Here is a 13,345-nt window from a genome sequence, read left to right as displayed (position 1 = left end):
TCGGAGGACCGTCATCGACGGGCCGACGGGCCTGCGGCCCGGCCGGGAGCCCGGTGCCCTCCACTGTACGGTCACGATCGCGGAACCATCGGTGCCCTCGGCACCATCCCCGTAGACGAAAGCGAAGGAGCCTCCCATGGCATCAGGCCCTCAACTCGGCAGCACCGCACCGGACTTCACCCTCCCCGGCGGAGCCCTGTCGGGCGACGCCTTCGAGCGAGCCGACTACCGGCTGTCGTCCGCACGCGGCCGGTCCGTGGTGCTGGCGTTCTATCCCGGCGACAACACCGCCGTCTGCACGAAGCAGTTGTGCTCGTACTCCTCGGGCATGGAGGCCTTCGAGGGCCTCGACGCCGACGTCTGGGGAGTCAGTCCACAGGGTGTGGACAGCCACGAGTCGTTCGCCCGCTCCTTCGGGCTGCGCATGCCGCTGCTGGCCGACGAGGGCCGGGAGACCGCCAGGGCGTACGGAGTCTCCGCCCCGGGCATCGGGGTGCGGCGGGCGGTCTTCCTCATCGGCCCGGACGGAGTCCTGCGCTGGAAGCACGTGGCCCTGCTCGGTGCGACGTTCCAGTCGCTCGCCACGCTCACGGACCGCCTGTCCGGCATCAAAGACGCATAAAGATTGCCGGGATCCGGCAGTGACCGAAGTAGGTGCTGTATGGAATCATCCAGTCAGATCGACGGAAAATGCCCGGGGGAAGTCAATAGCAGGGGCAACGGGGACACCAGGGGAGTGATCGCGTGACCATCTTTCTCGGTCTCGGCATTGCGGGGATCGTGCTGCTCGCGCTCTCCCTGATCTTCGGCGGGATCCTCGAAGGGCTCTTCGACGGTGTTCTCGACGGCCTCTTCGACGGACTGCTCTCGCTTCCGGTGATCGCCGGGTTCATCTCGATGCTCGGCTTCGGCGGAGCGATCGTGCTCGGCTCGACGGGTGCCGGAACGTTTCTGGCCACCGCGGTCGGCGTCGCCGCAGGCCTGGCGGCGGCCTGGCTCACCTGGAAACTCAGCCAGGCCCTGATGCGCGACCAGACGCACGCCACCCCGCGCGGCTCCGACCTGATCGGCAGCTCGGGGTCCGTCGTGACGGCCATCCCGGCCGAGGGTTACGGCGAGGTGCTGCTGCGACTGGGCGGCCAGCCCGTGAAGTACGCGGCCAAGTCGGCGGCTCCCGTCGCGCGCGGGACCGAGATCTGGGTGGAAGAGGCGCTGTCGACCACGTCGGTCGCGGTCCGCCCGGTGGAGCGCTGACCACGCGGCCACCGCGCCTCATCTCCGTATCCGCGGCCACGCACCCGCCCTGCACGCACCGCACGACACGCCTCACGCACCTCACGCACCTCACGCACCTACCGATTCCACCGATTCCACCGCACCGCCCAGCTCCACAACAATCTGCCGTCCCCCACGGGAGGCAGGGGGGACACATCACATGAGTCCAGTAGTCATCGCCGTCATCGGCATCGTCGTACTCCTCGTTCTGCTCGGCCTCGTCGTCATCACGCGCTACAAGGTCGCCGGGCCCAGCGAGGCGTTCATCATCACCGGCCGCCGGGGCAAGAAGTCGACGGATCCGGTCACCGGCCTCACCAGCATCGACAACAGCGGCCAGAAGGTCGTCGTGGGCGGCGGCGTCTTCGTCGTGCCGTTCGTCCAGCAGAAGTTCACCCTCGACCTGTCCAGCCGGCACATCCCGATCGCCGTGCGCGGCGCGGTGACGCTGCGCGGCGTCAAGTCGAACCTCGAAGGCGTCGCGATCGTCAAGGTCGGCGGCAGCGAGGACGCGATCCGCGCCGCGGCCCAGCGCTTCCTCCAGCAGCAGGACGGCATCGTCGGCTTCACCCAGGAAGTGCTCTCCGGAGCGCTCCGCGCGATCGTCGGCCGGATGTCGGTCGAGGACATCATCCGGGACCGGGCCGCGTTCGCCGGGCAGGTCGCGGAGGAGGCCGAGGCCAGCCTCTCCGGCCAGGGCCTGATCCTGGACGCCTTCCAGATCCAGGACATCACCACCGAGGGCTCCTACCTGGAGGACCTCGGCCGCCCGGAGGCCGCCCGCGCCAAGCAGGAGGCGGACATCGCCGAGGCCATCGCGAAGCGGGCCTCGGAGCAGGCCCGGCTGAAGGCGGCCGAGGAGATCGCCATCGCCGAGCGCACGTACTACCTGAAGCAGGCCGAGATCAAGGCCGAGACGGAAGCCGCCGCCGCCAAGGCCAACGCCGCCGGTCCGCTCGCCGAGGCCGCACGCCAGCAGGAAGTGCTCCAGGAGCAGGAGAAGGTCGCCGAGCGCCAGGCCGCACTGACCGACCGCGAGCTGGACACGAAGGTCCGTAAGCCCGCCGACGCCGCCCGCTACCAGGCCGAGCAGGAGGCGGAGGCCCGCCGCATCGCCCAGGTCAAGGAGGCCGAGGCGGACGCGGAGCGCTCGCGCCTGACCGGTCAGGGCGAGAAGCTGCACCGTTCGGCGCTGGCCGACGCGGTCCGCATCGAGGGTGAGGCGGACGCCGCGGCGATCGCCGCCAGGGGTGCGGCCGAGGCGGAGGCCATGCAGAAGAAGGCCGACGCGTTCGCGCGGTACGGCGACGCGGCCGTCCTCCAGATGCTGGTCGAGGTCCTCCCGAGCGTCGTGGCGAAGGCCTCCGAGCCGCTGAGCGCCATCGACAAGATGACGGTCATCTCCACGGACGGCGCGAGCCAGCTGGCCCGCACGGTCACCGACAACGTCGCGCAGGGCATGGAACTGCTCACCTCGACGACGGGCGTGGACATGGCGTCCCTCCTCCAGAACCTGAAGGGCCGCGTGGGCAGCGGTAGCACGGTGCCCGCTCCCGCCGCCGCGGACGCTCAGGAGACGGGCTCCGCGACCTCGAAGAACGGCGAGATCGAGATCAAGGGCTGACGGGCGCGGCCCTTACCCGGGGCTGAGCCGGTCCCCCGCCGCCCTCGCCCGTTATCCGTGCCCGTGCCCGGCAGCGACGTGTTCGCCGCCGGGCACGGGCACGTCCGCGTCCGCTTTCGGCCCCTCCGCCTGCCGGGCGGCGGCAGCGGCGGTGGCAGCGGCCAACCGCCCCCTCCACCCGCCGAGCTGCTCCTGCGCCTGCCAGTCATCGGCGTCGCCCCCGAGGTCGGCGATACGGTGCTCGGCCCAGCGGGAGTATCTGCGCACCCGGGATCCGAACCTCCTGCTGGCCGGGAACGGGCCGTACCTCGTCGACCGCGTCGACGGAAGCCTGCACTGGATCGGTGTCGTCTCCGCGGTGACCGACGCATGGGAGACGGACTACCGATCGCGCATACGCGGGCAGGTCACGCGCACCGCGGTGGACGAACTGCACGATGAGGTAAGGGCGGTGGCAGACGCGCGGGGGCGGGTTCACGCCATGCACATCCTGCGCGGCAGAGTGCCGGCGCTCTCCCACGCCCAGACCATCGAGTACGTGACGGCCCTGCGACGCGGCGACGCTCCGGCACACCTGGCAGAAATCGCCACCGGAGCACTGGTACCGCCGACCGACCCGTTCTACTCCGTGACGACCATCCGCGGAGCCGAGCACCACCGGCCACCCTGACCCACCGCCGGCGCTCATCCGGTGCTCGTTCGGTACTCCTGGCACGCATGGGCACGTGCCTCACCTGGTAGAAAGCCCGCCATGACGTACTACGCAGATCTGACTCCGTACACGTACCGGGGCCCCGAAGCCTCAGGCTTCTGGCGGGGCGTCCCGGTGCTGAACGTGGGCTGGCTCCGACGCGGCAAGAGGTACGCGCGGGGCGCTCCGCCACCGAGTCTGGCGGAGGCGCTGAAGCGCATGACCCGCACACACCGGGCGGAGCCGACACGTGGCTTCCACTTCTGCCCCTGGTGCGCCTCGCGGCTGTTCTCCCGGCGCCCGGACAGCCCCGGAGGAAGCGCTGAAATACGCGTGATGGGAAGTGGTGTCGCGTACGCGGCCCCCGAACTCATCGCCCACTATGTCGAAGCCCACGGCTACCTTCCGCCGACTGACTTCATCGAGGCGGTGTTGTCCTCCGAGGCTGTCTCCTGAGATCGGACATCAGGGAGCCGCGCAACGCCCTCTCGCAGGCGTCTCCCACGCGCTCGCCCGTACGACGGGAGGAGCGAGACCCCGCGCAGCTGATCGGGTCATGATCGGGTCAGAGCGCTATCGGTCGGTAGGCCAGTGCTCGGTCGACGATCTGCTCGGGGTCGGGGTCCGGGTCCGGACTCCAGTAGATGTAGTCGCTGACGTGCGGGCATGCGAGCCCGCGTTCCAGGGCGTCGAGGATCTCGTCCCCCTCCGCCTCCTCGGCACCGTCCAGCAGACGCCGCACGAGAGACAGCGCCTCCTCACGGCTCATCCTCCGGTGCGTCCCCGCGCTCATGCCGTCCGCGTCGGACGAGGGCCGCCCCGCCTCGTCGCCCGCGCTCCGCACGCCCCTCAGCACTCCCCCCGGTCCCGCCCCACCGCATACAGATGGCTGTCCCGGAACTGTTCCGCGCCCAGCGTCCGGCCCACCATGATGACCGCCGTCCGGATCACTCCCGCCGCCTTCACCTGTTCGGCGATCGAGTCCAGCGGGCCCCGCAGGATGATCTCGTCCGGGCGGGACGCCATCGCCACCACCGCCGTCGGGCAGTCCGCCCCGTAGTGCGGAAGCAGTTCGTCGACCACCCGGTCCACGTACCGCGCCGCCAGGTGCAGGACGATCAGGGCGCCGCTGCGGCCCAGGGTCGCCAGGTCCTCGCCCTCCGGCATCGCCGTGGCGCGCTGCGCGACACGGGTCAGGATGACCGTCTGGCCGACCGTCGGGACAGTCAGCTCGCGCTTCAACGCCGCTGCCGCCGCCGCGAACGCGGGCACGCCGGGGACCACTTCGTACGGGACGCCCGCCTCGTCCAGGCGCTTCATCTGTTCGTTCACCGCGCTGAACACCGACGGGTCGCCCGAGTGCAGCCGCGCCACGTCGTGGCCGTCCGCGTGGGCCCGCACCAGCTCGGCGGTGATCTGCTCGATGTCCAGATTCGCCGTGTCGATCAGGCGGGCGTCCTCCGGGCACTCGGCCAGCAGCTCCACCGGGACCAGGCTGCCCGCGTACAGGCAGACCGGGCTGGCGGCGAGGATCCGGGCGCCGCGCACCGTGATCAGGTCGGCCGCGCCGGGGCCCGCGCCGATGAAGTACACCGTCATGATCGATCTCCCTTGTGCGAACGTGCCCCGGAACCCGAGGACTTGACTGCCGACCACTGCGTCACGGGCATGGCCTGGCGCCAGCCGGTGAAGCCGCCGACCGGGACGGCGTGGGACACCGCCAGGCGCACCAGCTCGCCGCCGTGCGCCTTGTGCCGCTCGGCCAGCAGCGCCTCCGACTCCAGCGTCACCGTGTTCGCGACCAGCCGGCCCCCCGGCCGCAACGCCTCCCAGCACGCGTCGAGCAGGCCCGGCGCGGTCAGGCCGCCGCCGATGAACACCGCGTCCGGCGCCTCCAGTCCGGCCAGCGCTGCCGGGGCCGGGCCGGTGACGACCTCCAGGGCGGGGACTCCCAGGCGTTCCGCGTTACGGGTGATCCGCTCGGCCCGCACCGGATCCCGCTCCACGCTCACCGCCCGGCAGGACGGGTGTGCCCGCAGCCACTCGATCGCGATCGAGCCGGAGCCGCCGCCCACGTCCCAGAGCAGCTCTCCGGGCGCGGGCGCCAGCGCTCCCAGCGTGGCGGCCCGGATGTGGCGCTTGGTGAGCTGGCCGTCGTGTTCGTACGCCTCGTCCGGGAGGCCCGGTACCGTGCCCAGCCGCAGCGCTTCCGCCGACGCCCGGCAGTCGATCGCGACGACGTTCAGACGGTCTCCCGGGGGGTGCTCCCACGTCTCCGCGACGCCGTCCACGCAACCCTCGTCCTCGGCGCCCAGTTGTTCCAGCGCCCGCAGTCCGCTCGGACCGAAGCCGTGCGCCGTGAGCAGGGCGGCGACCGTCGCCGGAGTGCTCGCGTCCGCGCTCAGCACCAGCAGGCGCCGCCCCTCGTGCAGCGACGCCGCCAGGCGCGCCGCCGGGCGGCCCACCAGCGTCACGACCTCCGTGTCCTCCAGCGGCCAGCCGAGGCGCGCACAGGCGTACGAGACGGACGACGGGTGCGGCAGCACGTGCAGCCCCTCCGGGCCCAGCTCCTCCGCCAGCGCCCGCCCGATCCCGTAGAACATCGGGTCCCCGCTCGCCAGCACCGCGATCCGGCGCTCCCGGTGCTCGGCCAGCAGCCGGGGGACGGCGGGCCTCAGCGGGGACGGCCAGCTCACCCGGGCGCCGGCGCACTCCGGCGGGAGCAGGTCCAGCTGGCGCGCCCCGCCGATCAGCACCTCCGCTGCGCACAGCACCTCGCGTGCCGTACCGGACAGGCCGGGCCAGCCGTCCGCCCCGATCCCCACGACGGAGACGGGGTGCGGGAGAGCGGCAGGGGCGGAGACGGGGGCGGCAGGCACGGTCGGGACCTCGTTCGGCGCGGCAGGGAGGAGTCAGGGGGAGGGCCAGCAGGAGGAAGGGCGGGAGGAGGAAGGGCGGGAGGAGGAAGGGCGGCAAATGGCGCGGGGCAACGCTGCCGAACTCTACTGAACCTCGTGTTCCGCCCCCTCCAGCGGGTGAATCCGAAGAAACTCCGCGCGTGGTGTCGAGAACCCCGCACCGGCCCCGACGTCCCCTGTGTAAGAGGAAGAAGCAGCACCGAGCAAGCGACCGAACGAGCGAACAGGAGGCGACGGTCATGAAGTATCTGGTGATGGTCCAGGGCAGCCAGGCGGACTACGACGCGCAGACCGGCAAGGGGAACGCGGACAGCCCGGCCTGGGACAAGGAGGCCATGCAGGAGATGTTCGCCTACATGGGCAGCATCAACGACGACCTCGCCGAGTCGGGCGAGCTGGTCACCGGCTACGGGCTGCGGGAGCCCGCCTCGGGCCGGGCCGTCAGCCTCGACTCCGAAGGCCGTCCGGTGGTCTCGGACGGGCCGTACAGCGAGACGAAGGAGCTGCTCGCCGGGTTCTGGGTGCTCGACTGCGAGAGCCTGGAGAGGGTGACCGAGATCGCGGCCCGCGTGGCACGCTGTCCGCAGCCCGCCGGGGCGCCCGACTACCCGGTGCTCATCCGGCCCGTCGACGGCGGGATCGACGACTGACGCGACACCCGGGGACGCGGATGGATCGTACGGCCGACGTCATCATCGAGGACCTGCTGCGCCGCCACGCGCCGCAGGTCCTCGGCGCGCTCGTACGCCGGTACGGGCACTTCGACCCGGCCGAGGACTCCGTCCAGGAGGCCCTGATCGCGGCCGCCGAGCAGTGGCCGCGGGACGGGGTCCCCGACAATCCGCGCGGCTGGCTGATCCGGGTCGCCTCCCGCCGCCTCACCGACCGGCTCCGCAGCGACGAGGCCCGCCGCAGGCGGGAGGAGACGGCGGCGGCCCTCACCCCGGCGGACGCGTTCGTCACCCCGCCGCCCGGGGAAGGCCCCTCCGGCATGGGCCGGGCGCCCTCCGAGGACGACACGCTCACCCTGCTCTTCCTCTGCTGCCACCCCGCGCTCTCGCCCGCCGCCCAGATCGCGCTCACCCTCCGCGCGGTCGGCGGTCTCACCACGGCGGAGATCGCCCGCGCCCATCTCGTGCCGGAGGCGACGATGGCGCAGCGGATCAGCCGGGCCAAGCGGACGCTGCGCGGTACGCGGTTCCGGCGGCCGGACGCCCAGGACCTCGACCAGCGGCTCGGCGCCGCGCTCCAGGTCCTCTACCTGATCTTCAACGAGGGCTACACCGCCACCGCCGGCCCGGACCTGCACCGCACGGACCTGGCGCGCGAGGCGATCCGGCTGACCCGCGCCGTCCGCCGGCTGCTGCCCCACGAGGGGCGCGTGACCGGGCTGCTGGCGCTGATGGTCCTCACCGAGGCGCGCACCCCGGCGCGCACCGGGCCTGCCGGCGAGCTGATCCCGCTCGACGAACAGGACCGGGCGCTCTGGGACCGTACGGCCATCGCGGAAGGCACCGCGCTGGCCGAGGAGTCGCTCGCGCAGGGCCCGGCCGGCGACTACCAGCTCCAGGCCGCCGTCGCCGCCCTCCACGACGAGGCGGAGCGCGCAAAGGACACCGACTGGCCGCAGATCCTCGCCCTCTACGAAATCCTCGTGCGGCGCACCCCCGACCCCGCCGCCGCGTTGGGCCGGGCGGTCGCCGTGGCCATGGTGGACGGGCCCCGGGCGGGGCTGGCGGCGGTCGACGCCCTGGCCGGGACGGTGGAGCCGCACTTCCGCCTCGACGCCGTACGCGGGCATCTCCTGGAGCGGGCCGGGGAGCCGGCCGCCGCCCGCGCCGCCTACCGCGCCGCCGCCGACGGCACACTCAGCGAACCCGAGGCCCGCTACCTGCGCATGCGCGCGGACCGGCTGGAACCGTGACAAGCAGCGTTCTCAAGCCCGTGAGGACCGTTCACTCCCGCCTCCCGAAGAATTCGATCTCCGCGACCGCCGTCCGCCGGTCCTTCCCCGAGCCGTACGCGGACTCGACCGTGAGCCGGGCCTTGACCGTGTCGGAACCCCGTACGTCGAAGGTCTGCTGGCCCGCCTGGTCACGCAGTCGGATCGTCCGGTCGGTCTTCTCCCCGTCCTCCGACGTCAGCTCCACCGTGAGCCGCGCCGGGCGGCCCTGCGTCAGGAACTCGTTCTGGCGGGCCGACGTCCCGGAGAACACCACGATCTTCATCATCCGCACCGGCTGAGCGAAGTCGCACTCCAGGTGCTCCCCGACCCCTTCGCCGGTCTTCTCCGGTGCCCAGTAACGGTTGTTGAACCCGTCGAACGCCGCCGCCGCCGGGTGCCCGCCCGCCTCGCTGGAGCCCCGGCAGACAGCGGGCGGCACGGACTCCGGGGTTCCGGTCTCCTGTTTGGCGAAGCCGAACAGACCCGAGAGATGCGGCAGCGCGAACCAGACGCCCACCGCCAGCAGGATCAGCACGATGGGCAGCCCGACCCTCGGCCGCCGCCACCCGCGCCGGGGACGCGACCCCGCCACGCGCGCCTGCCGGGGCCGACGGCGCAGGATCCGCCGCCACCACGGCAGCCGGCCCTCCGGGACGGGCCCGGGGTCCAGGAGCAGGGCGCAGTGGACGCAGAGCGTGCGGCCCGGGGCGTTCTCCGTACGGCAGTTGGGGCAGACGACCGGCGTGCCGACGGGTTCCGTGCGGCGGGGCGGCCCGGTGGCGGTCCCCGCCCCGGTGTCCGGCCACGCGTCGGGACCGGGAGCCGGACCGGGCGGGCCGTCGCCCGGACGCCGGGGGGCCGCTGCCTGCGGTGGCGGCGGGGGTCCGGGGTGCGTCGCGGGCGCCGGGGGCTGCGGGGCCGTTACGGGCATGGGCGCGGGCGACGCCACGGGGGCGGGCCCGGGCGGCGTCACGAAGGGAGAGGCGGGTGGCTCCGCGGGGGCGGGCCGTGCTCCGGGACCGGGCGCGGGCCGTGCCCCCCGAACAGGCGGCGTTACGGGACCGGGCGCGGGCCGGCCGGAAGCGGGAGCGGGCCCGGCGGAAGCGGGCGTGGACGGGCTCGAAGCGGTCGGCCCGGCGGAAGCAGCAGGCCCGGCAGAAGCGGCAGGCCCGGCGGAAGCGGCAGGCCCGGCGGAAGCAGCGGAAGCAGCAGGTCCGTTCGGCGCAGGCGGGCCCGACGCGGTCGGTGCGGCAGTCTCGTTCCGCGCGGGCGAGCCCTCCCCCTCCCACCCCAGGAACGCCTCGCACGCCACGCAGAACTCCCGGCCCGGCGGGTTCCGGTGTCCGCACTCGTCGCAGATCACAGCAGCTCCAGGGTGAATCCGACGTGCGCCGGGACCTCCGCGCCGATCAGCTCCTCCAGCCGCACCCGGTCCGGCTGCCGCGCGCCGGGCCCGGACCGGTCACCGTCGACGCCCCCGCTGTCGCTGCCGTCTCCGCCGTCCCCTCCGTCCCTGCCGTCTCCGCCGTCCCCTCCGTCCCTGCCGTTCCCGCCGCCCCCGCCGTCCCCCGTCGTCCGGATCCGAACGGTCACCCAGGGCCGGCCCTGGCCCGGCAGCGGCGTGCCGGGTCCGGTCGACCAGGCGGTGCCGCCGCTCTCGACGATCTCCGGTTCCGTACCGGTCTCCAGCCGGAGCGCCTCCGCCAGGCCGCCCACCGTGCCGCGCCGGGCGTGCCGGGCGACCGCGCCGCGCACCGCCGCCCGGCGCAGCTCCGGCGGGCTGCCCCCGTGGAGGTCGGCGGCCACCCACTGGGCCAGCCAGTCGAGGAAGTCGTCGGGGGCGCTGCGCGGGTCCAGGTGCGCGGGCAGGTTGTCGATGGAGAGGAGGACCGGGGCGAGGACGTCGTCCAGGGCGGCCAGGAAGCGCTGGAGGAAGTCCTGTTCCAGGTAGACGGCGGGGAGCCGGTCGATCAGGGGGTGCGGGGTCGGGAGACCCGGGATTCCACCGCGCATCGGATCAGGCCCCCCTCACCCGGAGCTGGTGCTCGTAGCTGAAGACCAGCGCGTGCGGGTCCAGCGCGATCTTGGCCGTGGCGTCGGTGCGTTCGCCGGTGACCGGGTCGGCCCGGTACAGCCGGACGTCCTCCACCAGGTCGACCCCCGGCACCCGCTGGAGCACGGCGAACGCCTCCCCGGACTGGACGGGCCTGCCGAACGGCCAGCCGTCCCCGGCCGGCCCGCCGGTGAGCGGGTTGAAATACCCGTACAGCGCGGCCAGCGCGCTCATCCGGACCTTCTCCGCGACCGCCCCGCGCTCCGCCTGGACCAGGGCGACGACGGTGACGCCCTGGTAGAACGGCGGCTCGACGACCAGCCGGGCCCCGATCGGCCGCCGGGCGTCCAGGTGCCCGGCGATCAGGGCGAGCGTGTTCGCGGGCGGGATCAGCTCGTCGAACGCGATCCGGCCCTGCTCGTCGCCGCTCCCGGCGGGGACGACGAGCAGCCGCACCCCGCCCGCGTCGGACGCCTCCGCGCCGTCCTGCGTACCGGCCCTGATGCAGTGGACCCGGGCCGCGTCCGGGGCGATCTCCCGGGCGAGGAGTTCGTAGTCGTGCGGGACGACCGCCCGGTGCAGGGTGCGCAGGGTCATGGGCCCGCGCACCCGTGCGCTGTCGACGCTCTCGCCGTCCACGCCCCCGAGCGCCGGGCGGCGGTTCTCGACCCGGGCGACGTACGGGATGGCGCTGCGCAGGACGCGGAGCGTGGAGCGGGCGACGTTGCCGCGCAGCCCGCCGCCCCTGCGGTAGGAGCGGACCCGGACGGTGGCGCCCTTGACCGGGACCCGGCCGTAATGGCGTACGGAGCCGTCCCGTTCGCGTACGGCGGGGCCGAACTCGACGCGTCCCGCGTTCGGGTCGAGCGTGATGTGCCGGTCCTCGGGGCCGGAGTGCGCGAAGTCGTCGACCCGGGTCCAGCGGGTGACGTCCGATCCGGCGGCGGCGTCGGGCGCGGCCGGGTCGGTCACCTCGACCACGAACTCCCCCGGCACCACCGGCGGCCTGGCCAGCCGGAACACCTGCCCGGGGACGCCTTCCGCCTGGCCCAGCACCTCGTCGGTGACCGTCTCGGCGTGCTCGGCGGCGACGGTCGCGCCGATGGTGAACGCGGTGATGCCGCGCACGACGGGCGGGGCCATGTACGTCGGCTGGCCCGGCTCCGCCTCGATCAGCCGGCAGCGCAGCCAGCCCCCGGTGCGGCGGACGACGGCCGCCGGGACATGGGTGCGCGGGAGGTGGAGGATCAGCTCGCCGGACCGGTTGAAGCCGCCGGTGTCGTCCTTCTCCACCTCGCAGACCGCCCAGCTCGCCCCGTCCCAGGCCTCCCAGAGGATCGGCGGCCGGGCCGGGTCGACGCCGACACCGTCCACCGTGCAGTCCAGCCGGAGCGCCAGTACGCCTGCGGGCACGGCGGCCGACAGGCCGACGTACAGGCAGTCGCCGGGAGCGGGCGTGGCCCCGAAGACCGGCACGTCCCGGCCGAGCGTCAGCTCCTCGGTCCGGTCCACGGCCTCCCCGGGCGAGGGCCAGGTGGCCAGGTGGGCGAAGGCGCACGGGACGATGGAGAGCGGCTCGGAGGTGGTGAAGACGACCGCCTCCTCCGTCTCCGTACGGACGGTGGCGACCTCCGTGCCGACGCGCACCAGCACCGGTTCGGGGCGGGGTGCGGAGAGCCGGAACGTCACCTCGGTGTGGGCGGCCGTCGGCGGGTGGAGCTGTACCCCGATCAGGTCGAGGAAGGTCAGATAGCTCTTCTCCGGAACCCGGTTCACCCGGTAGACGAGCTGGTCGACCATGGTCGCGAACGCCTCGATCAGCGTCACGCCGGGGTCGGAGACGTTGTGGTCGGTCCACTCCGGGCAGCGCTGCTGCACCAGGCGCTTCGCCTCGTCGACCAGGCCCTGGAAGGTGCGGTCGTCCAGATGCGGGCTGGGCAGGGTCACGCCCTCGCCTCCTCTACGTACGAGCCTTCGTGTGCGCCTTCGTGCGGGCCTTCGTGCGGGCCTTCGTGCGGGCCTTCGTGCGGGCCTTCGTGCGGACCGGGCAGGGTCACGCGCCCGCCTCCTCGGTGTCGGCCGATGCCCCGGCGGACTCGGCGGACTCGGCGTGCTGCGGGATCACGTAGAACGGGAAGACGAGGTTGCGGGGGTCGTTCGCGCCGCGCACGGTGTAGCCGATGTCGATGTAGAGGACGCCGTTGTCCGCCTCGTCGAACCGGACGACGACCTCGGTCACCTCGATCCGGGGCTCCCACCGCTCCAGCGCGAGCCGCACCTCGTACGCGAGCTGCCCGGCGGTCCCCGCGTCCGCCGGGGCGAACACGTAGTCGTTGACCGCGCAGCCGAACTCCGGCCGCATGGGCCGCTCCCCCGGCGAGGTCGCCAGGATCAGCCGGATCGACTCCTCCAGCTCGTGCTCGCCGCGCACCAGGGCGATGGAACCGGTGGCGTCCGTGCGCGGCGGGAACGCCCAGCCCGCGCCGATGAACTGCTGTCCCATGGTCCGGATCACCCGCCGATCAGTACGGTCGGGCAGCCGGAGAGCACCGGCGAGCCGCAGCCCGCCAGGTCCCCGACACGGGCGGCCGGCCGCCCGCCGATGAACACCGTCGAGCTGCCGGGCGGTGCGAGGACCGTCGGCGGATGGGCGGCGGGGGAGGAGCACAGGTGGGCGGTCCCGACGGTGGCGGCGGGCTTCCCGCCGATGAGCACCGACAGGACTCCGGGCGGCCCGACCGTGCCGGGATGGCCCGTGGGGTCGCCGACCCGGGCCGCCGGAGCGGCTGTTGTGTCGGACATGCTGTGCACTCCTCCCGCACGCGACGAATGACGTACT

Annotated in this window: 15 protein-coding genes; 7 read left to right on the top strand and 8 right to left on the bottom strand. The window is 73.5% G+C overall.

Translation table 11 applies throughout. The annotated features are described in order from the left end of the window. Nucleotides 1–136: 136 nt before the first annotated feature. The 5 genes from OG245_RS19490 (at nt 137) to OG245_RS19470 (ending at nt 4,046) form a co-directional block, all read left to right on the top strand. Nucleotides 137–622, top strand: a complete 486-nt coding sequence (locus OG245_RS19490) for a peroxiredoxin (RefSeq protein ID WP_371624770.1) — start codon at nt 137–139, stop codon at nt 620–622. A 122-nt stretch (nt 623–744) separates the two neighbouring features. Then, nucleotides 745–1,254 carry a hypothetical protein gene (locus OG245_RS19485; protein WP_371624769.1) on the top strand — a complete coding sequence of 170 codons (510 nt, stop codon included), beginning with the start codon at nt 745–747 and terminating at the stop codon, nt 1,252–1,254. A gap of 181 nt (nt 1,255–1,435) precedes the next feature. Continuing rightward, entirely contained in the window at nt 1,436–2,899 is a 1,464-nt protein-coding gene (locus OG245_RS19480; RefSeq protein WP_371624768.1) for a flotillin family protein, read from the top strand. A 151-nt stretch (nt 2,900–3,050) separates the two neighbouring features. Beyond that, complete coding sequence (locus OG245_RS19475; RefSeq protein ID WP_371624767.1) at nt 3,051–3,569, top strand: hypothetical protein; 519 nt, start codon at nt 3,051–3,053, stop codon at nt 3,567–3,569. 81 nt (nt 3,570–3,650) lie between these two features. Next, nucleotides 3,651–4,046, top strand: coding sequence for a hypothetical protein (locus OG245_RS19470; RefSeq protein ID WP_371624766.1), 396 nt, complete (start codon nt 3,651–3,653; stop codon nt 4,044–4,046). A 109-nt stretch (nt 4,047–4,155) separates the two neighbouring features. Here OG245_RS19470 and OG245_RS19465 read toward each other — a convergent pair whose 3' ends face one another. From OG245_RS19465 to cbiE, 3 genes are read right to left on the bottom strand one after another with little or no spacing between them, the layout of a single operon-like run. Then, on the bottom strand, nt 4,156–4,434 hold the full coding sequence (locus OG245_RS19465; protein WP_371624765.1) for an e9imm peptide: 279 nt from the start codon (nt 4,432–4,434) through the stop codon (nt 4,156–4,158). A gap of 5 nt (nt 4,435–4,439) precedes the next feature. Continuing rightward, entirely contained in the window at nt 4,440–5,189 is a 750-nt protein-coding gene (cobM, locus tag OG245_RS19460; RefSeq protein WP_371624764.1) for a precorrin-4 C(11)-methyltransferase, read from the bottom strand. Continuing rightward, entirely contained in the window at nt 5,186–6,469 is a 1,284-nt protein-coding gene (gene cbiE / locus OG245_RS19455; protein WP_371624763.1) for a precorrin-6y C5,15-methyltransferase (decarboxylating) subunit CbiE, read from the bottom strand. Before cbiE ends, cobM begins: the two co-directional genes overlap by 4 nt. A 278-nt stretch (nt 6,470–6,747) precedes the next feature. On the opposite strand from cbiE, the gene OG245_RS19450 reads away from it, so the two are divergent. Together OG245_RS19450 and OG245_RS19445 are read left to right on the top strand one after the other, a co-directional pair. After that, the gene (locus OG245_RS19450) at nt 6,748–7,158 is read left to right on the top strand and encodes a YciI family protein (protein WP_371624762.1); all 411 of its coding nucleotides are present in this window, start codon (nt 6,748–6,750) and stop codon (nt 7,156–7,158) included. A 20-nt stretch (nt 7,159–7,178) separates the two neighbouring features. Further along, the gene (locus OG245_RS19445; RefSeq protein ID WP_371624761.1) at nt 7,179–8,432 is read left to right on the top strand and encodes an RNA polymerase sigma factor; all 1,254 of its coding nucleotides are present in this window, start codon (nt 7,179–7,181) and stop codon (nt 8,430–8,432) included. A gap of 31 nt (nt 8,433–8,463) precedes the next feature. Here the strand turns inward: OG245_RS19445 and OG245_RS19440 are convergent, their stop codons facing one another. The 5 genes from OG245_RS19440 to OG245_RS19420 form a co-directional block, all read right to left on the bottom strand. After that, on the bottom strand, nt 8,464–9,384 hold the full coding sequence (locus OG245_RS19440; protein ID WP_371624760.1) for a discoidin domain-containing protein: 921 nt from the start codon (nt 9,382–9,384) through the stop codon (nt 8,464–8,466). Between the two features lie 428 nt (nt 9,385–9,812). Continuing rightward, the gene (locus tag OG245_RS19435) at nt 9,813–10,466 is read right to left on the bottom strand and encodes a phage tail protein (protein ID WP_371624759.1); all 654 of its coding nucleotides are present in this window, start codon (nt 10,464–10,466) and stop codon (nt 9,813–9,815) included. A gap of 4 nt (nt 10,467–10,470) precedes the next feature. Beyond that, nucleotides 10,471–12,453 (bottom strand): putative baseplate assembly protein, encoded by a 1,983-nt coding sequence (locus tag OG245_RS19430; RefSeq protein WP_371624758.1) that lies wholly within the window; start codon nt 12,451–12,453, stop codon nt 10,471–10,473. Nucleotides 12,454–12,559: 106 nt separating this feature from the next. Continuing rightward, a complete protein-coding gene (locus OG245_RS19425; RefSeq protein ID WP_371624757.1) occupies nt 12,560–13,009 on the bottom strand; it encodes a GPW/gp25 family protein in 450 nt (149 codons plus the stop codon). A gap of 8 nt (nt 13,010–13,017) precedes the next feature. Beyond that, nucleotides 13,018–13,308, bottom strand: a complete 291-nt coding sequence (locus OG245_RS19420) for a PAAR domain-containing protein (protein WP_371624756.1) — start codon at nt 13,306–13,308, stop codon at nt 13,018–13,020. Nucleotides 13,309–13,345 lie beyond the last annotated feature (37 nt).

It is taken from the genome of Streptomyces sp. NBC_01116 (assembly GCF_041435495.1).
Taxonomy (GTDB): Bacteria; Actinomycetota; Actinomycetes; order Streptomycetales; family Streptomycetaceae; genus Streptomyces.
The sequence above is the reverse complement of the archived record's forward strand: the minus strand, read 5'-3'. Positions and strand labels throughout refer to the sequence as shown.

Bases quoted from the DNA above. Each gene is read 5' to 3' on its own strand.
- OG245_RS19490 (WP_371624770.1), top strand. From the start codon at position 137: ATGGCATCAGGCCCTCAACTCGGCAGCACCGCACCGGACTTCACCCTC.
- OG245_RS19480 (WP_371624768.1), top strand. From the start codon at position 1,436: ATGAGTCCAGTAGTCATCGCCGTCATCGGCATCGTCGTACTCCTCGTT.
- OG245_RS19470 (WP_371624766.1), top strand. From the start codon at position 3,651: ATGACGTACTACGCAGATCTGACTCCGTACACGTACCGGGGCCCCGAA.
- cobM (WP_371624764.1), bottom strand. From the start codon at position 5,189: ATGACGGTGTACTTCATCGGCGCGGGCCCCGGCGCGGCCGACCTGATC.
- OG245_RS19450 (WP_371624762.1), top strand. From the start codon at position 6,748: ATGAAGTATCTGGTGATGGTCCAGGGCAGCCAGGCGGACTACGACGCG.
- OG245_RS19445 (WP_371624761.1), top strand. From the start codon at position 7,179: ATGGATCGTACGGCCGACGTCATCATCGAGGACCTGCTGCGCCGCCAC.
- OG245_RS19440 (WP_371624760.1), bottom strand. From the start codon at position 9,384: ATGCCCGTAACGGCCCCGCAGCCCCCGGCGCCCGCGACGCACCCCGGA.
- OG245_RS19435 (WP_371624759.1), bottom strand. From the start codon at position 10,466: ATGCGCGGTGGAATCCCGGGTCTCCCGACCCCGCACCCCCTGATCGAC.
- OG245_RS19425 (WP_371624757.1), bottom strand. From the start codon at position 13,009: ATGGGACAGCAGTTCATCGGCGCGGGCTGGGCGTTCCCGCCGCGCACG.
- OG245_RS19420 (WP_371624756.1), bottom strand. From the start codon at position 13,308: ATGTCCGACACAACAGCCGCTCCGGCGGCCCGGGTCGGCGACCCCACG.